Source organism: Clostridium sp. Marseille-Q2269 (genome assembly GCF_943736985.1).
Lineage (GTDB): Bacteria > Bacillota > Clostridia > Clostridiales > Clostridiaceae > Clostridium_F.
Genome location: NZ_CALSFS010000001.1, coordinates 687,297 through 712,875, shown reverse-complemented (window position 1 = coordinate 712,875; position 25,579 = coordinate 687,297). Strand labels below are relative to the sequence as shown.

Here is a 25,579-nt window from a genome sequence, read left to right as displayed (position 1 = left end):
TCACTTAAGATAGATTTTATACAAATATTTTTTGAATTTTGGATATGATTTAAATAAGCAAGTAAATAATATTGATTTAATGTACAAAATATAATTATATAAGCTTAATTTAACTAACATAAGAAGTTAAATTATAAAAAAAGGATAAATACATGAAATGGAAGTGAATTTATGTTAGCTAGAGCTAAAAATTTATTAAAAAAACACTTTGGATATGATGAATTTAGAAAGGCTCAAGAAAAAGTAATAGAAAGCATTTTAAATAAGGAAGATACTGTAGCTATTATGCCTACAGGAGCTGGAAAATCAATATGTTATCAAATACCAGCACTTATATTTGAAGGAGTTACTGTAGTAATATCACCACTTATTTCTCTTATGAAAGATCAAGTAGACTCTTTAAAAGAAGTTGGAATAGAGGCTACATACATAAATAGTACTTTGAACAATTTAGAGATAGAAGAGAGAATATTTAATGCAAAAGAAGGACTTTATAAGCTTATTTATATAGCTCCTGAAAGATTGGAGTCTGATAATTTTGTAAGAAGTTTAAATAACTTAAATATAGGTTTAGTAGCAGTAGATGAAGCTCACTGCGTATCTCAGTGGGGACATGATTTTAGACCAAGTTATACAAAAGTAAGTAGATTTATAAAAAGGTTATCTAAAAGGCCTATAGTAACAGCTTTTACAGCTACAGCTACAGAAACTGTCAGAGGAGATATATTAAATCTTTTAGAACTTCAAAATCCTAAAGTATTTGTAACGGGTTTTGATAGAGAAAATTTAAGCTTTACCGTTATAAAAGGAGAAGATAAAGAAAGATTTATATTTGATTATTTGGAAAACAATAAGGGGAAAGTAGGTATAATATATACGTCTACAAGAAAAGAAGCAGAAAGTTTATATAATAAGATAAGCAAAAAAAGATACAAAGTAGGAGTATATCATGCCGGCTTAAATGATGAGGAAAGAAAGCAGACTCAAGAGGATTTTTCTTTTGATAATATAGAAATAATAGTAGCTACTAATGCTTTTGGTATGGGTATAGATAAATCTAATGTAAGATTTGTTATACATCACAACATACCTAAAAATATGGAAGCTTATTATCAAGAGGCAGGTCGTGCAGGTAGAGATGGAGAAGAAAGTGAATGTATATTGCTATTTTCCCCTAATGATATTCGTCTTCAAAAATATTTTATAGATGAAAGTTTCTTATCCCCAGAAAGAAAAAATAACGAATATAATAAATTAAGAGTTATGATAGATTATTGTTACACTTCAAAGTGTCTAAGGTCATACATATTAGAGTACTTTGGAGAAGAGGCATTAGAAGAAAAATGTAACAATTGTAGTAATTGCAATGACAATAGAGAAGAAAAGGATATAACATTAGAAGCACAAAAGATATTTTCTTGTGTCTATAGAATGAAGGAACGTTTTGGTGTAAATATGGTGGCGGATGTGCTTAGAGGATCAAAAAATAAAAAACTTTTATCCTTAGATTTGGATGAACTATCTACTTATAGTATTATGGAAGAATTTACTCAAAAGGATATAGTAGCTATAATGAATAAACTAATAGCAGATGATTATATGATAACTACAGATGATAAATTCCCAGTGGTAAGATTAAGACCAAAAGCCTATGATGTGTTAAAAGGAAAAGAAGTTGTATTTATAAAGGTTAGTAAGATAGAGAAAAAAGTAAAAGTAGATAATGAATTATTAGATAAATTAAAACAGTTAAGAAAGCAAATATCTCAAGAGGAATCTGTACCACCATTTATGATATTCCCAGATGCTACCCTAAAAGAGCTTAGTGAATATATGCCCACAAAAGATGAAGAGTTATTAAAAATTAAAGGTATTGGGGAAAGAAAAGCTAAGGTGTATGGAGAAAGGTTTATAAAGGCTATTGAAGAATATATGGATGAAAACGGCATAGATATTAATAACATGGATAACTATGAAACAACTAAAAGTAGTAAAGATCCTAAAATAAAGACTCATGTAGTTAGCTATAACCTATATAAAGAGGGAAAGAACATAAAAGAAATTGCAGAAGAGCGAAACTTAAAATCTTTTACAATACAAGAACATCTATTTAAATGTTTGTCAGAAGGAATGGAAATTAATTTAGATAATTTCATAGATAAAAATTATGAACAACTAATATTAGATACTATTAAAAAGATTGGTGGAACAAAGCTGAAACCAATAAAGGATGAATTACCGGCAGAAGTAGATTATATGAGCATAAAATCTGTTTGGTATAAATATAAAGATATAATTTAAAATAAAGTGTTTTGAAATGAGACTGTGGGATTAAAGAATTTAAGCACAATATATTGTTTTACAAGTTTAAAGTTAACACAATATATTGTAGGATTTATTCTTAGTGCCACAGCCTCATTTTTATTTATTTTGTAAGTTTTTATAATAACATAAAATACAGAATAATTTCAGCTTACTTTTCAAAAACTAATAAAAGATTGCTAATTAATATTTAATTATAAATTAGTTAGTAAATAAATCTAAATGAGAAAGAGGTATTTTAATGGATGAACTAGATATTATAAATGAAAACCAATTAGGTATAGCCAGTGAGAATGAAAAAATTAAAGCTGATCTAGAAGCTCAATTTAGAGCTGAAACTGGGGAAGTTGGCTTATATATAGCAATGGCAAGAGTTGCTCAAAGACAAGGATTCCCAGAAATAGCAGAGGTATTAAAAGTAATTGCTACAGAAGAAGTGGAACATGCAGCTAGATATGCAGAGTTAAACGGAAAAATTTCTGGTTGTACAAAAGAAAATTTAGAAAAAATGCTCAAAGGAGAGATTGGATCAAATAAAATGAAAAAAACTTTAGCTAAGAAGGCTAAAGAAGAAAATATAGATGAAGTACATGATTTTATAGATGAAGCCTCCAGAGATGAAGCAAGACATGCAAAGATGTTAAAAGGATTATTAGATAGATATTTTAAATAACATAATAACAAAAAGATAATTCAATAATTTATAAATGTCTATAAAAAAGGGGGGACTGTCACATTAAAGAATTTAAGCACAATATATTGTTTTACAAGTTTAAAGTTAACACAATATAATTGTAGGATTTATTCTTAGTGCGACAGCCACCCTATAAATTTTAATAATAAAGTCTATATTAAGGATATTTCCTTAAAGACATCTCCTTCTAAGGTTTTTATTTTAAATAAATTATCATGAAGTATACCGTAACAATGAGGTGTATTTTCCTTTGGAAATGTAATAGAACCAGGATTGATAACAAATATATCATTTATTTTTTCTGCTAAAGGTATATGGGTATGACCATATATTAAGGCATCTCCAGCACTTATATTAGGCATATTATCTTTATTAAAAATATGCCCATGAGTTACAAATAATCTTCTACTATTGTATAAAATTGTGGAATAATCACTCATAATAGGATAGTTAAGTACCATTTGGTCTACTTCACTTTCGCAATTTCCTCTTACAGCTATAATTTTATCTTTATAAGAATTTAAAATTTCTGTTACCTTCTTAGGATCATATCCTTTAGGTAGAGGATTTCTAGCACCGTGGTAAAGTTCATCACCTAGTATAATTAAATAATCCGCCCTTTCTTTCTGAAATATATGTAAAACTTCTTTTAAATAATAGGCTGATCCATGAATATCTGATATAAAAAATAATTTCATATGACTAGCTCCTTTCTTAATAACAAGATATAAGTATAATTATATATTCTTTTGGATTTTATTAAAAGAATATATTATACAATTAATTATAAAAGGAATAATAAATGCTTTTATATTATTTTTTTTATTTACTATAGGCTTGCGCCATAATAATATATTATTTCCAATTTAGTAAAAGTAATTATTGAACAATTTCTAATAAGAAGAATAGTTATATTAATGTTAGATAAAAATTTACTTCAGTATGATGTTAAATTATGTTATATTATAAGTGTAAATATATTGATAAGTTTACATTTAAACTACTAATAATTTTTAATTATGTTACGATACTATAAGTGTAAGAAATAAAAAAAATAAGTTATTTAAACTTATTTAGCTAAATTTTATTTATAATTATTAGTTTTTATTTATAATTATTAGTTTTTATTACAATCTTAATATTTATCATAATTTTAATATAATATGGGTGTCTTTATTTTATTGATTTGCAATTATAGATGCTTATTAATAGGTAAGGGGGAGGTTTTAAAAAAATGAGTATGTCACAAAAGAATATACTAATTATTGATGATTCTGCAAGTATCAGAAGCTTTATAAGAAATATTTTAGAAGGTGCAAATTATAAGGTCTATGAGGCTTCAGATGGTGAAGAAGGTATGGAATTATACAAGAAGTGTGGAAATATTGATTTAGTGGTAACGGATATATATATGCCCAAAAAAAGTGGATTAGAAGTTGTAGTTGAACTGCAAAATCAATATAAGGGTACTAAAATAATTGTTTTTTCTGATGGGGGAAAAGAACATTTCACTAATGATTCAGGAGTATGTGAAGCTCTTGGAGCAGCTTATTTTATTAGAAAAGACTTAATAAAGGACAAGTTACTTGATTTAGTAAAGAGAGTATTCTCAAAATAATTATTAAATCTTTAATTAAAATAATAGTATAATGCATAAGATATAATATAGTTTAAATATGCATTAGAAATTTTAAAATAAAACTATAATAAGGTTATTTTAAGTAACCTATAATACTCACCTTTCATATAATGCTGGTAGTAGCACTATATGAAAGGTGTATTATTTTGTTTGAAAAAAATCTATTTAATATTGTTAACAAACATTTACCTATAGGCGCTAAAATATTATCAGAAGAAAATAATCATGATAACGAACCATTAATAATAAGAGGAAATTTAAGTGAATATGGTATGGGAGAAATAATCGTAGCTTATACATGGCAAGGTGAAATTTATATTATGATACTGGAGAAATACTACAATCAATGGTCTGTAATAGATAACATAAAGGGTAAAGGCTACAATGTTTCTTATTTAAATATAGCTCCTGTAACAGATAGTAATAAAGGTAATTTAATCATAGGATGGAGAAGAGGTACAACATGGTCAGAGCTAGATATACTAGAGTGGACTCCTTATGGTTTTAAAAGGGTAATAGATGAAGGGATATACTATAGCCAAATTGAAGTAGAAAATATGAAAAAATCCAGAAATAGACGTGAAAAGAATGAAATAGCGTTGTGGTGTTATGATACATTAGATGCTTATAAGGTTGAAGTATATAGATGGGATATGGGAAAATTGATAAAGGCTAAAGATGTATATTCTTATTATTTTATGCGAGTAGTAACTTATTATAAAGCAAAGCTAGAACAGGAGCCTGAATCACCAGTATATTGGTATTACTTAATAGATGCTTTAATTAAGGCAAATATGTATCAGGATGCATTAGAATCTATAGATAAGGCTGGAGAGCTTCCAAGGATATATCCTTCTAAAAATGAGTTAGCAAAATTAAAAGAATATATGTTGCCATATTTAAAATGTAAAAGTATAAATTTATATCCTGCTCCAATAAATACAGTTACAGGAACTAAATGGGGATATATAAATGAAAAAGGACAATTCATAATTAGACCTTTATACGACTTAGCACTGGAGTATCAATGCAATGGACTGGCTGTTGTGGAAATAAATAATCTCTATGGAATTATAGATAAAAATGGAGATTATGTAGTTAAGCATAAATATAGTTTTATAAGTGAATTTTCAGAGAAGAGAGCTGTAGTTATAGATGACAAAGGATTTAATATAATTAATGAAAGAGGAACAGAATTAATATCTACAACAAAAAATTATAATTATATAGGAAATTTTAAGGAAGGAAGAGCAAGATACAGTAGTTTAAGTTCTAATAATACCTATATATATGGATATCTAGATATACAAGGAAGAGAAGTCATTCCAGCACAATATGAGGATGTTGGAGATTTTTATGAAGGAAAAGCTGTAGTTAAGGTGAAAGAAAACCAATATGCCTTGATAAATATAAATGGTGAAATATTAGATAAATATGAGTATTCATATGTAGGAAATTTAAGAGATGGACTTTTATCCTTTAGAAAAGATATACAAGGGAAATATGGATTTATGGATAGAGAGCAGAATATAATTATAGAACCACAATTCACATCTGTTCAGGATTTTACTGAAGAGAGAGCCATAGTAAATATTTCAGAAGATATTGTAAATAAGTATGGACTTATAGATAAAGAAGGTGCTTATGTAATAGCTCCTGTATATAATGACATAATTTTATTGGGAGAAAATAGGGTGGCTATAGGAAGAGCTATAGATAAAAAATCTCCTTTTATGGGAGCTAAATATGCTATTGCAGATACAGATGGCAACATATTAACAGACTTTATTTTTTACGGGGTATCAAATTATAAAGATGGAGTAGCTTCGGTTTATGATAACAACAACACATTCTTTGTTGATAGGCAGGGAGATAAAGTTAAAAAATTGCCTACAGTATCAGGAAGCGGAACATTAACAATACAAAATCAGTTAATAAAAGCCTATGTAGACTATAGAATTTCTTATTTTGATATGGAAAGAAATTTAGTGTGGTCAGAAAATTCAATTATTCCTCTAAATGATGAATATAGAGTTATTGAAAATAAATTCAAACCTAATAAAGATTATTTAGTATATTATCCAGAGATTGAAGGCATGGAAGATTTCCAGTTGAAAGAAAAGGTTAATTATGAACTAAAAGTTTTATCAGAGGTAAAACCAATAGAGTCCAATATTCAACTAGATTATAGTTATTTAGGAGATTTTAAAATAGAGTTTTTTAACAAGGACTTATTAGTATTGCAGTTGCAAGGATACAGGTATCCATTTGGTGCAGCGCATGGTATGCCAACTAAGATATATACAAAAATAGATTTAACTACAGGCAGATTTTATGAATTACAGGATCTATTTAAGAAAAATAGCAACTATGTTCAGGTATTAAGTGACATAATAGCTGAGCAAATAAAAAATGATCCACAATATGCCTATATATTCCCTGATAGTTATAAGGGAATAAAAGAAGATCAACCTTTTTATGTATTACAGGATGCATTATATATTTATTTTAATCCTTATGAAATTGCTCCTTATGCTGCAGGATTTCCTACGTTTAAAATAGCTTTTAGAGATATTATGGATATAATCAATGAAGAAGGGCAATTTTGGCAGTCCTTTAATTAAAAATAATAGAAAGAACCGCTAATTAAAACTAAGTTATAAATTAGCGGTTTATAAAATATACAAAAATTTATTTTATGTTAAAATGTATTAAATTAATTTGGTCAAATTTTATTATATTTATTATTTATACTCTTTTGCTAGTTTTTCAAAAGCCGGCATAGAGTTAATTATCTGTTCAGTTTTAACACAATAAGATATTCTTACATAACCAGGACATCCAAAACTATCAGCAGGAACTAATAGTAATTCATATTTTTTAGCTACTTCACAGAAGGCATTTGCATCTTCTTCCATTGCCTTAACAAATAGATAGAATGCACCATCTGGTTTTACACATTCAAAACCTAATTTAGTTAGTCCATCGTATAATATATCTCTATTTTTCTTATAAATTGAAATATCAGCAGTTTGTCCAATGCATTTTGCAACTACTCTTTGGAATAAGCTTGGAGCACATACATATCCTAATGCTCTACCAGCTCCACATACTGCAGCATAAACATCTTTTGAATTATCCATTTCATTAGATACAACAATATATCCTATTCTTTCTCCTGGTAATGAAAGAGACTTACTAAAAGAGTAACATACAAATGTGTTTTTATAATATTTTGTTAAATAAGGAACTTTAGTATCATCATATACTAATTCTCTGTAAGGTTCATCTGAAATTAAGTATATTGGATGGCCATATTCCTCTGATTTTTGGTTGAGTATAGCGCAAAGTTCTTTAATATTTTCTTCGGATATAATAACTCCAGAAGGATTATTAGGAGAATTAATAATAATAGCCTTAGTTTTAGGTGTTATTGCTTCAGTAAATTTTTTTATATCGATTTGAAAATCTTTTTTGTTTGATTCAACTATAACAGGTGTTCCACCAGAACTTTCAATAAACACACGATATTCAGGAAAGAATGGAGTAAATATAATAAATTCGTCTCCTGGAACAGCTAATGCTTTCAAAGATATACTAAGTGAAGCAGCTGCACCAACTGTCATATATATGTTATCAGCACACAAGTTTGTATCATATGTGTTATTAATATAATCTGAGATTGTTTTTCTTACATTTAAATCTCCTTGAGCTGATGTATAGCCGTGTAAAAGTATAGAATCTTCATTTTTTACTAAATCTATAATACTTTCATTTACACAAGCCGGTGCTGGAATACTTGGATTACCTATACTGAAATCGTATACATTGTCTGCTTCTATTTCTTTTGCTCTAATTTTACCATATTCAAAAATGTCACGAATAACAGAACGTTTTTTTCCAAGATTAAGCATTTCATTTGAAATCATTTTAAAATCCCCCTAAACAAATTATAATTTGAACTCATTATCTTTAATATCTATATTTCAAGACATTGGTTCCTTAAAGGTTGTGATTCTTTTTAAGAATCATAAATTTTTTCTGTTTGTTAAACTTTAAACTTTTATACCTATGTATAAACTATAGAAATTTTGAATTTTCTGATATTTAATAAAACATTTAACCTAAATTTAGATTATTAAACTCCAATTTAGTGAAATTATGTTTTATACTTCCTTTACTAGTATAACATATAATTTAAAATTTAACTAAATAAATTTTAATTATTTTTTATAAAAGCTCTAAAATCTAGTATTTATACTAATCTTAGAGCCTATTTTTCATAGTTATTTAAAGCATAAAGATAATATATATCTAATATAGACATAAATATATCTCTATTGAACAAATATGACAAATCAATATAATTATTATAATAAAAAATATATAAATTAAATTATATATTTTAGAAAGCAAATAGACGTTGTTCTGTTATTTGTTTATGTTTTTTCATTATTTTAACTATTTCATTTAAATCTGCTGTTTTAAAGGCATGAATGGGGAAGGTGACACTAAAAGCAGCTATCATCTTACCGTTTTGAAAAAGAGGTAAAGCAATACAAGCAGTATAAATACTTGCTTCACAAATTTCCGTAGCATATCCTCTCTCTCTTATTATATCTAGATCAGAAATTAGATCCTTTAAATTATCAATAGATTTTTCAGTAATTTTTTCAATAGGAATACTTGAATACATTATATGAAGTTGTTCATTTGTAAATTGGCTTAATAACATTTTACCCATGGCTGTACAATGAGCAGGTATTCTAAGCCACATATTATGCATTAGAGATAGATTGGAGTTATTCTCATATTTGGCTAAATACATAATATTATGTTTGTCAAGAATTCCAGCGTGTGTAGTAAGTTCTAGTTCTTCTCCTAATTTACTAGTTAGAAGAGATAATTCATCAATTAAATCTGTACTTTGCATGCATAAAGTACAAAGCTTTATATACTCAATGCCAGCATAGTATTTTTTTGTGCTTTTATTATAAATTAAATAATTACTATCAAGAAATTCTTGAATTAAATTATGAGCTGAACTTTTTGGAATATCAAGTTCAGATTGTATGTCTGTGAATGAGATACCATTCCGTTTAGTAGCTAAAAGTTCTAAAAAACGCAATGTTCTCTCTGCTGATTTAACTTTACCCATATGAACCTCGCTTAAAAATATTTTTATAATAATTAAATAACAAGAAAAGAGTATTGTCAACAATTCACTGTAATGTAGAATTAAGTGAATTGTTAACAGTACTATAATATTTTAAAGAAAATCACAGCTGCTTCCAGCAACTTGTGGAACCACGTATTTGCCATTTAATATAGAAACTGGGTTTTTAAAGTATTTTTCTAAATGAGGAATATGTTCCAAAAATAAATCTTGATGTCCTATACTAATATGATTAAACAATACTAAATGTTGATGTAATTGTCCCATATCACCCACATGAGGAATTACGGGAACATTACATTTTTTGGACATTAAGCTAATAAGAATGAATTCGGATACACCACCTACTCTTAATGCATCAACTTGATTAAAGCACATTGCATTAGCTTGTAAAAAGTTTTTAAATAATACTTTGTTAGATACGTGTTCACCCAGGGCTATTTTAATAGGAGATATAGCTCGTGCTAAGGTTTGATGTGCTAATACGTCGTCTGGATCTGTTGGTTCTTCCACCCAATATGGATTCATATCTTTTAATTTAGAAATTATACTTAGAGCATTAGATAAAGTCCATTGTTGATTTGCATCTAGCATAATTGTTACGTCATCTCCAACAGTTTCACGAATCAATAAAGCACGTCTAATATCACGATCATGATCTTGTGAACCAACTTTCAACTTCATGGCAGTAAATCCTTTTTCTACTGCTGTTTTAGCATTAGCTACAATTTTATGATCTGGATAATTAAACCAACCTACAGAAGTATCATATCCAGTATATCCTTTTGATAGTATGCTTAATCTATTTTCACTACTATCTCTAGCATTTTTTAAGAGTGTAAGTGCCTCTTTAGGACAAAGTAGATCTTCTACATATCTAAAGTCTAATAAGTTTACAATCTCTTCAGGAGTTAAATCTATAAGCAGTTTCCAAAGGGGTACATCTTTGGATTTAGCCCATAGATCAAAACAAGCATTTGTTATACTTGCTAGAGCTAAATGAACAACTCCTTTATGAGGACCAAGCCATCTATAACAAGGAGAATCTGTAATTTCTGAAAATACTTTCCCATAATGACTCATTAGTTCATTGATTTCTTTTCCTACTAAGGATTCAGACAAATATTTGATTGCAGTGCAAACTAAATCATTGCCATATCCTAAAGTGAAAGTAAGTCCTGTGCCTTCTAAATTAGTATTTGTTTTTAGTTTGCAAACGGCATATGCATATTGAGGTACAGTATGCACAGCATCTGAGCCAGCACCGCCTTCTAGTGCAAAACGTTTATCTTCAATTTCTATATTAGTAATAACTATTTCTTTCATCAAATCAAAACCTCCATGTTAAAATAAAAAATAATTTTTAACTATGATAGTTCTCATACATGAAATAGAGTTCACAAATATAATTATATGTAAATGTTTAAAATATGTCAATAACAAATGATTTATAAAATGAAATAATAAAAATAATTTTGAATTATTATGAATTTAATAGAAAAAAAGAAATAAATAAGGCATATAAAGAATATTCAGAAAAAAACGTCAAATAAATTATGATTCTGGGATTGACGGAATTTTTAAAAGTATATAATATAAAAATATAGTTCACAAACATAAAATATAGTTCTCATACATGAACAAATTAAAACTTATGATGAAGGACCAATTCTAAAAAGTAGGAGGTATTAAAATGTTGTTATCAGGTTTACTTGTATTGCTTTTAGCAGGTTTATTTCAAGGTAGTTTTGGTTTAGGAATGAAAAAATATCAACCTTTTTCATGGGAAGCTTTCTGGGCCTTGTTTTCCATAGTAGGCATGATTATCGCACCATGTATATGGACTTATATTGAAGTGCCACAGTTTTTCCATTATTTAAAACAAACACCAAGTAGTATCTTTATACCAGCTGCTATTTGTGGATTTTTCTGGGGTGTTACAGCTATTGGATTTGGTAAAGCCATTGATTATATAGGTATGTCATTAACCTATGGAATTGCTATGGGTGTATCAGCAGCAGTTGGATCATTATTTCCTCTGATCACAGGGAAAACGTTGCCAGCATCTAATTTTATGATTGGTTTATTCATTGGTATAGTTGTTATGCTTTCTGGTGTGGCAATATTAACTAAGGCAGGTATATTAAAAGACAAAGAGAGTAGCAGGGAAGACAAAGGAAAAAATCCAAAATTCCAGTTAGGATTAATATTAGCATTTGTTGCTGGATTAGGTTCTGCAGCACAAAATATAGGATTTAATTATGCTGGTTATACTAGCCAAATGGCTATTAAAGATGGTGTAGGAGGAACTCAGGCTAGCCTTTTAGGATGGCTTCTGGTATTCACTGGTGGATTTATTGCAAACTTTGGTTATGCATTATATTTATTGATTAAAAATCGTAATTTTGGTAATTACGTTGAAAAGGGATGTGGAACAGGTTATTTCAAGGTTATTATAACTGGATTAATGTGGTTTGCTGCTCTTGGAGTATATGGAAAGGCAACATTTCTTTTGGGGGAGTATGGTACAGTAGTAGGCTGGATTGGATTTCAAGCTTTAGCCTTAGTTATTAGTAATTTTTGGGGCATTAAAGATGGAGAATGGACAGGCCATGAAAAACCAAAGAAAGTTATGTTAGTTGGTAATATAGTATTAATTATTTCATGGATTATTATTGGTATTACTAATGGGATGCTTTAAAAAATCTAAGAAAAGGGGGAAATACTTTACAAAAAACGTAAAGTATCAGAAAAATTATGGTTAAAACACTTGAAGAAATTAATTTTATGCCAGAGATACCTACAGTGAAAAGACCCATTGTTTCAATTGGAGCTGGAGGAATTGTTTCAGACTGCCATTATCCAGCTTATAAATTAGCTGGATATGAAGTGATAGGAGTTTATGATTTAAATATTGAAAAAGCTAAAAAGTTGAAAGAAAAATTTGGTGTAGCAAATGTTTGTGAAACAATGGAAGATTTGGCCAAGTTAGCTCAAGATAATAATGCTGTTTATGATATTGCTGTTCCAGCTTCTGCAATTATTTCTACACTTAACAAGATCCCAGATAATGTTGCAGTTTTAATTCAAAAACCTATGGGAGAAAGTATAGAGCAGGCAAGAGAAATATTAGATTTATGTAAGAAAAAGAATTTAACTGCTGGAGTTAACTTTCAATTACGTCAAGCACCATATATTATTGCAGCGAAAAAGCTTATAGAAGATGGTGTAATAGGGGATATATGTGACTTTGAAATACGTGAATGTGTATCAACACCTTGGAATTTATGGGATTTCCTATTTAAAGTAGATAGAATGGAAATAAATTATCACTCTATTCATTTTGTTGATGTTGTACGATATTTTTTAGGAAATCCAAGGTCTGTATATTGTAAAACTATGCAGCATCCTAAGATGATGCAATTAGCCCAAGTTAAATCTAATATTATTTTTGATTATGGAAATATATTAAGGGCAGGAGTTGTCACAAGTCACAATCATGAATTCGGTATAGATGAGCAAGAATGTTTTTTAAAAATTGAAGGCACTAAAGGAGCTATCAAAGTTGTAATGGGAGTATACCTAGACTATCCAGTAGGATTGCCAGATAAGTTTAAATATGTCTCTCTTGAAGATGGAAAAGGTTGGAGGGAGCTTCAGATTAATGGCAGTTGGTTCCCAGAGGCATTTATTGGTACTATGGGAGGTCTTATGAAGAAGTTAGAAGATCCTTCATATAATTATGTAAATAGTGTAGAAGATGCCTACAAAACTATGTGTTTAGTTGAAGCTTGCTATAAATCAAGTGAAAGTGGAGCAACGCCAATACAATACAATTAGCAATAGATTTTTATAAGGAGGAATAAGAATATGGGGGAAAATAAACGTTTTGGAAGTATCACTCGTGTAAAATCTGATAAATTAGAGTATTATAAAAAGTTGCATGTAAATCCACGGACAAAGGTTAATGCCATGATTAAAGAATGTAATATATCAAATTATTCAATTTACTACTGGAATGGATATTTATTTTCTTACTTTGAATATACAGGAGATGATTTTGAAGAGGATATGGCAAAGATGGCACAAGATGAAGAAACACAGCGTTGGTGGAAAGAAACGGATCCTTGTCAGGATCCAATAACAGATGCAGGGCAGTGGCTTAATATAGAAGAAGTATATCATCTAGATTAGTACTAAGGTTTGTCTGAAAAAGCTAGTTTACTAAATAGCATGTTGAAAATTATGATTCTAATTTTCAGACAAACCTTATTAGAAAAGAGGATTATTATGAAAATTATTGATACTCATATACATATATGGGATTTAGATAAATTTTTTCTTCCTTGGCTTAATGGCACAGAAAATGTATTAAATCGAAGTTATACTATAAATAATTATGAGGAAGATATAGAAAAAGATAGTAAATATAATATAGAAAAAGCTATTTATATAGAAGTTGATGCAGATTATTCTCAAAAACATATGGAAAATATCTTCATCATTGAACAGTATGAAAATTTAAAATCTATAATAGCTGGTGGAGTTATATCAGGTAATATGGAAGATGAAAAATTCAATCTATATATTGATAAATATAAACATCCTGCTATTAAAGGGGTTCGTCATGTGCTCCATGTGGACTCTTCTCCTAAAGGAATGTGTTTGAAACCTTCATTTATTCGTAATGTTCAAGAATTAGGTAGACGAGGATTAGTATTTGAAGCTTGTGTTAGAAATCCTGAATTAGATGATTTATATAAAATGGCTTTACAATGTCCTGAAACTACAATTATATTAGATCACATGGGAAATGTAGATGTGGATATTATTGCTAAAAAAAACTTTACAAAAGAAGAGGAGATATATAAAAAAGCATGGATTGAAAATATTATAAAGCTTGCTTCTTTAGAAAATGTTGTTTGTAAGATTTCAGGGTTAAATCCAGTTGGACAGTGGGATATATATACTTTAAAATCAGCAATTGATTTTGTGTTAGATACATTTAATGATGAAAGAGTGATATTTGGAAGTAATTATCCTGTATGTAATATATCAACTAAATTAATTCCTTGGATAGAAGCTTTAGACCAAATTACAATGGACCGTGGAGAAATATTTAGAAATAAATTTTTTTATAAGAATGCACAGCGTATTTATAAATTATAGATGAGTAATATTTGTTGGGAGGTAATAATAATGTCAAAGAGATTTATGTTAAATGAGACTTCTTATCATGGTAAGGGAGCAATAAATGATATTGTTCCAGAAATACAACAAAGGGGATATAAAAAAGCTTTTGTAGTTACAGATAAAGATCTTATAAAATTCAATGTGGTAAAGAATGTAACGGACTTATTAGATAAAAATCAATTACCATATGTTGTTTTTGACAAAGTAGAAGCTAATCCTAGTGTGGATATTGTAAAAGATGGTGTAGCAGAATATAAAGCATCAGAAGCTGATTATATAATTGCAATTGGTGGAGGTTCACCTATTGATACAGCTAAAGGGATCGGAATTATAATTAACAATCCGGAATTCCAAGATGTAGTTAGTTTGGAAGGTGTGGCTCCAACTAAAAATAAATCTGTTCCAATTATAGCAGTTCCCACTACTGCAGGAACTGCAGCAGAAACAACAATAAATTATGTTATTACAGATAAAGAAAATCAAAGGAAGTTTGTATGTGTAGATCCTAAGGATATTCCAGTTATTGCAATAATTGATCCCGATATGATGTCTAGTATGCCTAAAGGACTTACAAGCTCTACTGGAATGGATGCTCTAACGCATGCAATAGAAGGATATATAACCCTAGGTTCATGGGAACTTTCAGATTCCCTTAATCTTCTTGCTATTGAGCTCATATCAAACTCCTTAAGAAAAGCTGTTGAAAATGATCCAGAAGGAAGAGAAGGTATGGCTTTAGGACAATATGCCACTGGAATGGCATTTTCTAATGTAGGGCTTGGGCTTGTTCATGGCATGGCTCATCCATTAGGAGCTTTTTATAACACGCCACATGGTGTTGCAAATGCAGTACTTTTACCATATGTTATGGAATATAACAAGGATTATACAGGGGATAAATACAGAGAAATTGCTAGAGCTATGGGAATTAAAGATGTGGATAATATGGGAGTCAATGAATATAGGAAAGCAGCAATCAATGCTGTTAAGAAATTATCTAAAGATGTAAATATACCACAGACACTTAGTGAAATTAATGTGAAAGAAGATGATTTAGAATATTTAGCTAAAAGTGCATATGCAGATGTTTGCACTGGGGGAAATCCACGTCCATGTACTGTGGAATCTATTTTTGAAGTTTACAAAACTGCATATAAATAATCAAATATTAATTTTATATTTATAGAGAGTATTCTCTGCCCATAAAATTCACAATGGGTTTAATACTTTATTTGGAGGAATCATAAATGAAAGGTATATATGTTGCATCTATTAATGCATTTAATGAACGCAATTGCCTTAATGCAGATGCTCAACAACAATTAATGGATAAAAACTTAAGAGAAGGAGCAGATGGCTTCTTTATAGGTGGAAGTTCAGGAGAATGTTTTTTACTTTCTCCTGAGGAAAGGATTAGATCATTTGAAATTGCAGCTACTTATTTATCTAAAACAGATTTATTTGCACATGTAGGGGCACTTGGAACAGATGAAGCCATTTATTATGCAAAGGCTGCAAAAAAATTAGGTTATAAACACATAGCTGCTACACCACCATTTTACTTTGGATATAGTCAAAAATCTATTGCTCAGTACTATATAGATATTAGTAAAGCAGTAAATATGCCCATTTTGTATTATAACATTCCTATGAATACACATAAAGAATTAGATTTGTCAAATGAATACACAAGATTGTTGTTAAAATCTGGCGCAATCAGCGGGATTAAACATACAAATTTTGATATTAATCAAATGGAGAGAATCAGAAATATTAATGATAAGTTAAATATGTTTGGTGGTTTAGAGCAAAACATGGTAGCTTTTATGGCAATAGGGTGTGATGGATTTATTGGAAGCACATTTAATTTTATGTTGCCTCATTATAAAAAAATATATGATTTGTTTAATGAAAGGAATTTAATAGAAGCCAATAAGTTGCAGAACAAAGCAAATAATATCATGGAAACTATATGGAGCATTGGATTATTTCCTTCTATAAAATATATTGTGAAGAAAATGGGAATTGATGCTGGGAGAACAAGAAGACCATTTCAACCTTTAACGGAAGAACAAATGAAAAAAATTGATATGGTGTTAAAAGAAAATCTTTGTAATTAAAAAAATGTTTAATATAAAAGGATGGAAAAATTTAATAACTGTTCCATCCTTTTATTATGATTTATTATTAATTTGGGTAAACGTAAATATTTTTAGGTTTAGAAATAGGAGTTAATTTATCTACTAATATAACTGGAGAATTGTTTTGAAAATCAATTATGCCGTAAACTTTATACCAAGTATTTTGTTTTAATTTTAAAGTATTAGGTGATTGGCACATTAATCCTACCACTTGAGAATCCGCAGTACAACAGGTTATCATTAATCTAGAAATAACGAATTGATCTTTTTTAAATGTATTTTCTTTGTATATAAATCCATCTATAATAATTTTTTGACCTTTGTATTTTTCAGAAAGATCATCTTCAATATTAGATAAATTTGTGAAATAATTTTTATCTGTAAATACAATACGAGTTGATTTATTTACTAAAGATTTAGTTTCTTTATTTTTATTATTTAATGTACCATTTTTAACCATGAAATTTTTGCTTAATCCCTTCTTGCTTGCTATATTAGTATTTAAATTAGTTTGTGTAGCGTAGAATCCAATTATTAATACTAAAAGTATTAATATATAATCTATAGATATACGTTGTTTTGTTTTTATAGTAAATATTTTAGTAAATTGGTATAGTGATAATATTGTGAAGACAATACATGTAAATATTAGATGTTTAGTCATTCTTGGATTTATAAATAAGTCTAATTTTTTTGTATATATTAAATAATAAAAATAAGAGGTAAAGCCTAAAAATATTATAAATTTTAAAGATTCATATATATTAAAGCGTTTCATCTAAATAACTCCTAATTCATGAAAAATATTTATTAAAATTCCTACTATATAGGATAAAGCAAAGATATAAAAGATAAGTCTTATGACAATAGTCTTTTTAAAATTTCCAAATAACATTAAAGCATTTTTAATGTCAATCATAGGTCCTAATATTAGAAAGGATATTATAGAACCTAGGGTAAATTGATTTAAAAAAGTACTGGCTATAAATGCATCTGCTTCAGAACAAATTGATAAAATAAAAGCTAATATCATCATAATTAAAATAGAAGAAATAGAGTTCTTACCTATAGGTAAAATAGATTGTTTAGAAATAGTTAACTGAAATAAAGTTGATACAAATGCCCCTAAAATTAAATATTTACATATATTAAACAATTCTTTTATTGTATGTTCTAAAACAGTTTTAAATTTAGAGTTATTTATGTAAAAATTATTATTATTATAGGAACAGCCACAATTGCAAAGATTATAATATTCATAATAAGATTCTTTTATTATAGAATTTTTAGAATTAATGGTTTTGGATATTAAAAAGCCTATGCATATTGGTACTATGATTCCAAGAATAGATCTTAATATAAATATAGAAGGTTTACTGTAAAATGCATAGTAAGTAGATAATAATACTATGGGATTTACTATAGGCACAGAAAGCATAAATGTGAAAGCTATTTCCACAGGAACTCCTTTTTTTATTAATCGCTTAGTTATAGGAACAATAGCACATTCGCAAACTGGAAATATAAATCCCATAAGAGAGGCAGCTAAAAAGCTTAAAAGTTTATTTTTAGGTATAATTTTTGTAATAAACTCTTCTGACACAAATACTTGAATTAATGCTGATGTAAGGGAAGAGATAAGTACAAATGGTATAGATTCTAAAATTATACTACTAAAAATAGTAGAAAAATTGTCTATAAATGATATGTGATATATTGATGATAATATTATTGATATGCATATGCTCAAAAAAAGCAATAACATTAATATTTTTTTTAGTACTTTATTTTGGTTTAGTTTTATATTATTTAAGTATATCACCTTACGCCTCCCTATAAAGATTTATTTATCCAGTAAGTTTTTTATAAATACTCTTAATCTTTTTTGTAATCCATTATCTAATATATTCATTTTATCAATTACAGACCTCATAGATTCAATTTGTTTTATAATAGCTAAATAAGCATATGGGTTGAAAATATTTATTTTAGATTCAATTGTTTCTAATTCTTTTGAAGTAACTTCATTTGCATTATTGATCAAAATTAAATTACTAAATTGTATTGATGGTATTATCATATTTAACATATTATTGAAGTAAATATTGAAAGTTTTTGCATCAGCTATATGATATATGGTTGTTATTTTACATTGTTTTTTCAAAGACTTTTTCCCAAAAGTATTTAATAATTCAGTTAAGGACTGAGTTCCATTAAATTCAATTATAATTCTATGAGGATTATATATATTTACCATATTTTTTATATATTCTTCTGTTAGAATCTTAGTTGGGGGATAGAATTTAAGTACAATTTGAGCATGGGTATTTATATTATTATCAAAACTTTTATTACCATTTTCGCAACATATGATAAGAATATTTTCTTTAGATAATAAGCTTAAATCAACTAGTAAATTAATAAATGAAGTTTTACCAGAACCAATAAAGCCTGTTACAATTTCCACATCTGATTTCATATAAATTTATTACTCCAATCTTATGATAAAAATAGATTTTTAAGTTCTACTTTATTTAAATTAGTGCCTATAATACAAATTCTGCTAGTATAATCAGGTGTGGTGTCTGTTATACTTAGTTCTTTAGGAACATATTCAAAATGAAGCCAGTTATTATTTTCAGATTTAACAATACCTTTAGCTCTTAAAATTGTTCCATAATTAGTGTCTTTATCTAAGTTATTTAATATAACATTCAAAGCTTCTTTAGAAAAAGATTTAGGTGTTTCTAAACCGAAGGATTCAAAATTATCATTGGCCAAAGACTTATTTTTACGTTTAGTTACTATGTTATTTACAGGGGTTTTTAATAAAGTAAAATCTTTAAGTAATGAAAAATCTAAGGAATTTTCAGCAATTTCAATTATTTGATTTGCAGTTAAACCTATAAAATTAGTAGTAACTATTGGTGCATTAGAATTAATTTCTTTAATTTTCTTTATGATTTTAGATAAGTCATGGCAGGAAAATTTATCTGTCCTAGTAAGTATAATGGTTTTACCATTAAAGATTTGATTTTTATAAAAGTCACTAAAGTTTTTTATATACATATTGAAACGCAATGCATCTACCATAGTAATAATCATATTTATGTGTAACATATCTTTAAATTCATGTTTTTTACATATATCTAATATTTCAGAAAGTTTTGCTACACCGGAGGGTTCTATAATAATACGTTCTGGAGAATATTTTTCAATGATTTCTTTTATAGAATCATTAAAATTTCCTGTAACTGAACAGCATATGCAGCCTGCATTTATTTCTTTTACTTCTATATTTGATTTTTTAAGAATAGTTCCATCTATGGCTACTTGTCCAAATTCATTCTCAATAATAACTATTTTTTCATTATAGAGTTTTTCACTTATTAATTTTTTTATTAGCATAGTTTTACCGGCACCCAAAAATCCTGAAATAATATCTACTTTTATTTCCATATAATCAACTCCTCTTAAAGTAATAGTTAATAATTTCTCATAAAAATATAATATTAAAATAATATTACAAGAAAACAAAGGTTAATGCAAACCATTTGCATTAACCTTTATATAAATTTAAGATATTTTATAGAAAACCAGTATTAAAAAATATTATAAAAACTTATATTTATATAATATTTTTTAAAAATAAAAGTATATATAAGGGAGCTATCGCATTAAGAATAAATCATACAATATATCATACAATATATTGTGTTAACTTTAGACTTGTAAAACGATATAGTGTGCTTAAGTTCTTTAATGGGATAGTCCCTATGGAAGCAAACGTGTTCTATCTCTTGTAATTAGTGTTGCTTCTCTAACATTTTCTAATCCTAAAAGCCTTGATGTTATTCTTTCTAATCCAATGGCAAGACCACCATGTTTTGGCATGCCATATTTGAAAACAGATATATAACTCTCATAATCCTTAGGATTAAAACCTTTAAGTTTTATATTATTTATTAACATATTGTAGTCATGAATTCGTTGTCCGCCGGTTGTAATCTCTATACCTCTAAATAATAGATCAAAACTATGAGTATAGTTTTCACCTAGCGGCATAGTATACATTGGTCTTTTACTTCTTGGATAGTTAGTTAAAAATATAAAATCACTATTTAAATTTTCTTTTGCATACTTACAAATAAGTTTTTCTCCCTCAGGATCTAAATCAGAGTTTAGGTCAGTTTTATTATAATTTTTACTTAATATATTTAATGCCTCATCAAATGTAATTTTAGGTATTCCATTTTCTATTTTAGGTAATTCTGATCCCAATAGATTAAAATATTCTATACATTCATTATTAAGTTTTTCTAATATGAATTTTAATAACCTTTCTTCAAATTTCATAATATCTTTTTCATCGTCTATAAATCCAATTTCTAAGTCCATACTAATATATTCATTTAAATGTCTATTGGTGTTGTGCTCTTCAGCTCTATATGCATGGCCTATTTCAAAAACTCTTTCAAAACCAGCACCAATCATCATTTGCTTGTAAAATTGTGGACTTTGAGCTAGATAAGCAGTATTTTCGAAGTACTTTACTTTAAAAACCTCTGTACCACCTTCAGCTCCTTCTAATACAATTTTTGGAGTATGAATTTCTGTAAAGTCTTCTTTGTTTAGAAACTCTCTAAACCCATTTATTATTGAATTTTGTACTTTAAATATTGAATTTATATTAGGATGTCTTAGGCTTAAAATTCTATTATTAAGCATAGTATCTAAGTTAATATCTAGGCTTTCTTTATTTATTAATATGGGAAGTTCATCTAAAGCAGCATTTATAATTTCTATATTTTCTACCTGAATCTCAAAACTATTTAAATCATTAGTGTTTTCTTTGACTTCTCCTAATATGGAAACTATTGATTCTAATTTTAATTTTGATAAATCTAATTTATTATTAGCTATAATGCATTGAACTAATCCTGATCTATCTCTTATGATTACAAATGTTATATTTTTCAATTTTCTAACTTTATGAATCCAGCCTTGAATAGTTACCTTTTTGTTTATATAATATTTCAATTCACTGATTAATATTCGCTTCATTTTTATTACCTCCAAAATAAAATAAGCCCCTTGAGTGTTTACTCAAGGGGCAAAATAATTTGCGGTACCACCCTTTTTAACAATGTCTATACAAAATTAGAATAGGTATCATATATAGAATGAGCTCAAATTTCTATACAAAAAAGCTTCCGCTCCATGTAGGAGTGAAAGCATATATTCACGGTACCATCCTAATTTAACAATGTATTAATACTTGTTATCTCTAGTCCCTATAACGGGGGAAATCCGGCTTATCCTACTTAATGTGTTCAAATAAGCGTCTCCGGGATGTCTTTCAATATTATTTTTCTCATAGGCTTACACCAACCCTACTCGCTGTAGATACTTAATAAATATTTACTCTTCCCATCAAAGATTTTAATTTTTATATTATATTACTCTTTAATAAAAATTTTGTCAATAGAAATTTTTTATAGGCTTAATTAAATTAAGTAAATGAATTTGCTATAATTTAAATATGCATAAATGAACTATTAGCATAAAACTATTGTTTAGTGGTAAATAATCTGTTTATACAATTCTTCTATATTTATAAAGGAGACGAGAAGTTGTATTATTTGTGAAGTGATAGAATAATTTGAAATCAGGAGATGAATTTAGTGAAAGATTTATTTACAATTGGAGAAATAGCAAAATTGTTTAATCTTAATATAAGAACATTAAGATATTATGATGATATTGACTTATTTAATCCAATATTCATAGATAAGACTAATAATTACAGATATTATTCAACGGAGCAATTTGAACAATTAAACACAATAAAATATTTAAAATCCCTAGGAATGTCTTTAAAGACAATAGATTATCACTTAAAAAAGAGAAGTATTGATAACATTATTGATTTATTTGAAAAACAGAAAAAAATTACAGAGGATAAAATAAAGCAGTTAGAATTTACAAAACAAAAGATTGAAAATAGAATAAATCAAATCAAATATGCAAGGCAATATGATAATTTAAATGTAATACAAGAAAGGAATTTTAATGAGAGAAGAATTGTTTTACTAAAACAAAAAATAAAATCAGATAATGATTTAGAGTTATCCATTAGATATTTAGAAAATAAGGCTAATAAAAATGCTTCTATTTTTAATGGTAAAGTGGGAGTGTCTATTTCTATAGATAAATTAACAGATAGAATATTTCATGAATATGATTCTATTTTTTCCTTTGCAGAGGGAGAAAAATATAATGAAAATCTTATAAAAGTTTTACCAAAAGGAACTTATGTTACTATTAAATTTAATGGTACTCACAAAGATTCATCAGAATATTACAATGAAATTTTAAATTATATTAAAAGAAATGATTATGTAATAGTTGATGATTCAATAGAAATAACACTAATTGATTTTGAACTAACTACAAAGAAATCAGAATTTATAACTGAGATTCAAATATTAATAAATAAATATTGACACTCTAGTTACTGGAGACTTTATAATTTTAAAAATATAAAAATTAGCTTTATTTATTGTTCTTCTCTTCTTCTAAAGTAGTATTATTTGGTTTTGTAAATCTATGGTATTTCATTACAGTGAGGAGAGAGGTTCTTACATAACTTAACATAATTTAAAAAAAATTAAGGAGGATAAATATGAAATTTGTTGTATCAAAAGAAGTTTTTCAAAAACTAGAAAATGTATGCTTCGGTGTTGTGGTAGCCAAGGGAATTAATAATAAGGATAATATTGAAGCAAAAGAACTTTTAAAAAATAGCATAGAATTAACTGAAAAAAGGTTTGAAGGTAAAAATGTAAAAGAAGTAGAGGAAATAATGTACTATAGAGATTCATTTATTAAATTAGGTATTAACCCTAATAAATTTAAAAGTTCTATTGAAGCTATAACTACAAGAGTTTCTAAAAACAAGGGCTTGCCAAATATAAATCCAATTGTAGATATAGGAAATGCAGTTTCATTAAAATATTTACTTCCACTAGGTGCCCATGATATAGATGCTGCTAAAGAAGATATTTCTGTCAGATTTTCAAATGTAGGAGATAAGTTCATTCCATTTGGTGAGGATGAAGTAGAATCATTAGAAAATGGTGAGCTTATTTATTCTGTGGGCAATAAGGTAAAAACAAGAAGATGGATATGGAGACAAAGTGAAGAAGGAAAAATTACTGAAGAAAGCAAAAATATATTTTTCCCTATAGATGGATTTAAAGATAAAAATTATGATAATGTAATTAAAGCAAGAGATGAGTTGGCACAAGTTTTAAAACAGACTTTCCATTGTGAAATAAAAGTAGGATTTGTAGATATAGATAATAGAGAATTCGAATTATAGATATTAAAAATATATTTATAACTAATTTTAAAATATTATTAAACATAAAGTTATTATAATAACATAGTAATTTAATCTCTTGTGCTAGTTAAAGTAACTATAGGAATCATATTTTGGTAAGTTAAACTTTGAGCCAATCTTGCTGTCAGCTGATTTAGCGTTGATTTAACGTGCAAAATATGATTCTGTAAGCTCCATTTAACTAGCACAACAAGTTAATTTAAAAATAAGAGAATTTTGAACTAATGGCTTATTTCAATAATATTACAAATAAGTATTAAAAATGAATTAATTTAAATGATTACATAGAGCTAAATGGCTTTATATAAAATTTATAACATTAAAAGTTAAGTGTTATAATAAAACATGTAGTCACCAAGAGCTCCATTTTATAGATTATAAATATAATTAATAATTATTAATTATATTTATAATTTATAAAACTTAAAATAAGTTTTATTTAGTCTTACAATATATGAGTAATATAAATTAAAAAGCCTAGCTAAAATATAAGTTAAAGCAGCATTTTAAATAACTTATTACTTTTTATATTAGCTTATTTAAAAGATAAATAGCATATCTTGGAGTTCAACAAATAAATATTTTAAAACATTACAAATATATATTGATGTTTTAATTAATAATGGGTTTTCTATTTAGTATATAAAATATGAATTTTATATTCAATTTTCTACAAAAAATTTCTATGGAGATAAATATTGCTACCTCCAACTGTAAAAATTCCAATAAATATTATATTAATTTCTCGAGGGATTAAAGTATATGGATTATATTTTAAATATTGAGTAAGAGTATATTTAAATCTAAAAATAGAAAAGAAAATTTAGATGTTAAATGCAAAAAAGCAAAAGTTAATAAAATAACTTAATTTACTAATTTTTAAAGAAAAAATTAAAAACTGAAAAATTTAAAATTTAACAATGTGTATTAAAAACGTTTTCCCCCAATGATAATGTCGTATTTTGGCATATATTGGCTGGAGTTAAGAAAATAACTATTATAGAAATTG

21 protein-coding genes and 1 other annotated feature are annotated in these 25,579 nt (G+C 27.2%); of the genes, 12 read left to right on the top strand and 9 right to left on the bottom strand.

The genetic code is table 11. The annotated features are described in order from the left end of the window. The first annotated feature begins 171 nt into the window (after positions 1-171). Together recQ and NGI68_RS03165 are read left to right on the top strand one after the other, a co-directional pair. Positions 172-2,301 carry a DNA helicase RecQ gene (gene recQ, locus NGI68_RS03170; RefSeq protein WP_251860034.1) on the top strand — a complete coding sequence of 710 codons (2,130 nt, stop codon included), beginning with the start codon at positions 172-174 and terminating at the stop codon, positions 2,299-2,301. A 262-nt stretch (positions 2,302-2,563) separates the two neighbouring features. Further along, positions 2,564-2,995, top strand: coding sequence for a ferritin-like domain-containing protein (locus NGI68_RS03165; protein WP_251860033.1), 432 nt, complete (start codon positions 2,564-2,566; stop codon positions 2,993-2,995). Between the two features lie 173 nt (positions 2,996-3,168). On the opposite strand, the gene yfcE is transcribed toward NGI68_RS03165, so the two are convergent. After that, a complete protein-coding gene (yfcE, locus tag NGI68_RS03160) occupies positions 3,169-3,714 on the bottom strand; it encodes a phosphodiesterase (RefSeq protein ID WP_251860032.1) in 546 nt (181 codons plus the stop codon). A 536-nt stretch (positions 3,715-4,250) separates the two neighbouring features. Between yfcE and NGI68_RS03155 the strand changes: the two genes are divergently transcribed. Together NGI68_RS03155 and NGI68_RS03150 are read left to right on the top strand one after the other, a co-directional pair. Further along, the gene (locus tag NGI68_RS03155) at positions 4,251-4,634 is read left to right on the top strand and encodes a response regulator (protein ID WP_251860031.1); all 384 of its coding nucleotides are present in this window, start codon (positions 4,251-4,253) and stop codon (positions 4,632-4,634) included. Between the two features lie 167 nt (positions 4,635-4,801). Further along, a complete protein-coding gene (locus NGI68_RS03150; RefSeq protein ID WP_251860030.1) occupies positions 4,802-7,279 on the top strand; it encodes a WG repeat-containing protein in 2,478 nt (825 codons plus the stop codon). 120 nt (positions 7,280-7,399) lie between these two features. On the opposite strand, the gene NGI68_RS03145 is transcribed toward NGI68_RS03150, so the two are convergent. The 3 genes from NGI68_RS03145 to NGI68_RS03135 form a co-directional block, all read right to left on the bottom strand. Then, positions 7,400-8,584: a pyridoxal phosphate-dependent aminotransferase gene (locus NGI68_RS03145; protein ID WP_251860029.1), complete on the bottom strand. Its 1,185-nt coding sequence runs from the start codon at positions 8,582-8,584 to the stop codon at positions 7,400-7,402. A 476-nt stretch (positions 8,585-9,060) separates the two neighbouring features. Beyond that, a complete protein-coding gene (locus NGI68_RS03140; protein ID WP_251860028.1) occupies positions 9,061-9,813 on the bottom strand; it encodes an IclR family transcriptional regulator in 753 nt (250 codons plus the stop codon). A gap of 111 nt (positions 9,814-9,924) precedes the next feature. Then, positions 9,925-11,157, bottom strand: coding sequence for an enolase C-terminal domain-like protein (locus NGI68_RS03135; protein WP_251860027.1), 1,233 nt, complete (start codon positions 11,155-11,157; stop codon positions 9,925-9,927). 367 nt (positions 11,158-11,524) lie between these two features. On the opposite strand from NGI68_RS03135, the gene NGI68_RS03130 reads away from it, so the two are divergent. From NGI68_RS03130 to NGI68_RS03105, 6 genes are all read left to right on the top strand, one after another. After that, positions 11,525-12,532 (top strand): L-rhamnose/proton symporter RhaT, encoded by a 1,008-nt coding sequence (locus NGI68_RS03130; protein WP_251860026.1) that lies wholly within the window; start codon positions 11,525-11,527, stop codon positions 12,530-12,532. 56 nt (positions 12,533-12,588) lie between these two features. Next, positions 12,589-13,671, top strand: coding sequence for a Gfo/Idh/MocA family protein (locus NGI68_RS03125; protein ID WP_251860025.1), 1,083 nt, complete (start codon positions 12,589-12,591; stop codon positions 13,669-13,671). 30 nt (positions 13,672-13,701) lie between these two features. Next, complete coding sequence (locus tag NGI68_RS03120) at positions 13,702-14,025, top strand: L-rhamnose mutarotase (RefSeq protein WP_251860024.1); 324 nt, start codon at positions 13,702-13,704, stop codon at positions 14,023-14,025. A 96-nt stretch (positions 14,026-14,121) separates the two neighbouring features. Continuing rightward, complete coding sequence (locus NGI68_RS03115; protein WP_251860023.1) at positions 14,122-15,000, top strand: amidohydrolase family protein; 879 nt, start codon at positions 14,122-14,124, stop codon at positions 14,998-15,000. A 30-nt stretch (positions 15,001-15,030) separates the two neighbouring features. Next, complete coding sequence (gene fucO, locus NGI68_RS03110) at positions 15,031-16,185, top strand: lactaldehyde reductase (protein WP_251860022.1); 1,155 nt, start codon at positions 15,031-15,033, stop codon at positions 16,183-16,185. Positions 16,186-16,271: 86 nt separating this feature from the next. Further along, positions 16,272-17,144, top strand: coding sequence for a dihydrodipicolinate synthase family protein (locus NGI68_RS03105; protein ID WP_251860021.1), 873 nt, complete (start codon positions 16,272-16,274; stop codon positions 17,142-17,144). A 67-nt stretch (positions 17,145-17,211) separates the two neighbouring features. Here NGI68_RS03105 and NGI68_RS03100 read toward each other — a convergent pair whose 3' ends face one another. The 5 genes from NGI68_RS03100 to aspS form a co-directional block, all read right to left on the bottom strand. Continuing rightward, positions 17,212-17,943 carry a TIGR03943 family putative permease subunit gene (locus NGI68_RS03100; RefSeq protein ID WP_251860020.1) on the bottom strand — a complete coding sequence of 244 codons (732 nt, stop codon included), beginning with the start codon at positions 17,941-17,943 and terminating at the stop codon, positions 17,212-17,214. After that, on the bottom strand, positions 17,944-18,987 hold the full coding sequence (locus tag NGI68_RS03095; RefSeq protein WP_251860019.1) for a permease: 1,044 nt from the start codon (positions 18,985-18,987) through the stop codon (positions 17,944-17,946). A gap of 21 nt (positions 18,988-19,008) precedes the next feature. Further along, complete coding sequence (locus NGI68_RS03090) at positions 19,009-19,644, bottom strand: GTP-binding protein (protein ID WP_251860018.1); 636 nt, start codon at positions 19,642-19,644, stop codon at positions 19,009-19,011. Between the two features lie 20 nt (positions 19,645-19,664). Then, entirely contained in the window at positions 19,665-20,624 is a 960-nt protein-coding gene (locus tag NGI68_RS03085; RefSeq protein WP_251860017.1) for a CobW family GTP-binding protein, read from the bottom strand. A gap of 315 nt (positions 20,625-20,939) precedes the next feature. After that, positions 20,940-22,229 (bottom strand): aspartate--tRNA(Asn) ligase, encoded by a 1,290-nt coding sequence (gene aspS / locus NGI68_RS03080; RefSeq protein ID WP_251860016.1) that lies wholly within the window; start codon positions 22,227-22,229, stop codon positions 20,940-20,942. 157 nt (positions 22,230-22,386) lie between these two features. Beyond that, positions 22,387-22,611 (bottom strand) — a binding site (T-box leader). Positions 22,612-22,849: 238 nt separating this feature from the next. Between aspS and NGI68_RS03075 the strand changes: the two genes are divergently transcribed. Continuing rightward, positions 22,850-23,671 carry a MerR family transcriptional regulator gene (locus tag NGI68_RS03075; protein ID WP_251860015.1) on the top strand — a complete coding sequence of 274 codons (822 nt, stop codon included), beginning with the start codon at positions 22,850-22,852 and terminating at the stop codon, positions 23,669-23,671. Positions 23,672-23,850: 179 nt separating this feature from the next. Further along, positions 23,851-24,549, top strand: coding sequence for a B3/B4 domain-containing protein (locus NGI68_RS03070; RefSeq protein ID WP_251860014.1), 699 nt, complete (start codon positions 23,851-23,853; stop codon positions 24,547-24,549). Positions 24,550-25,579 lie beyond the last annotated feature (1,030 nt).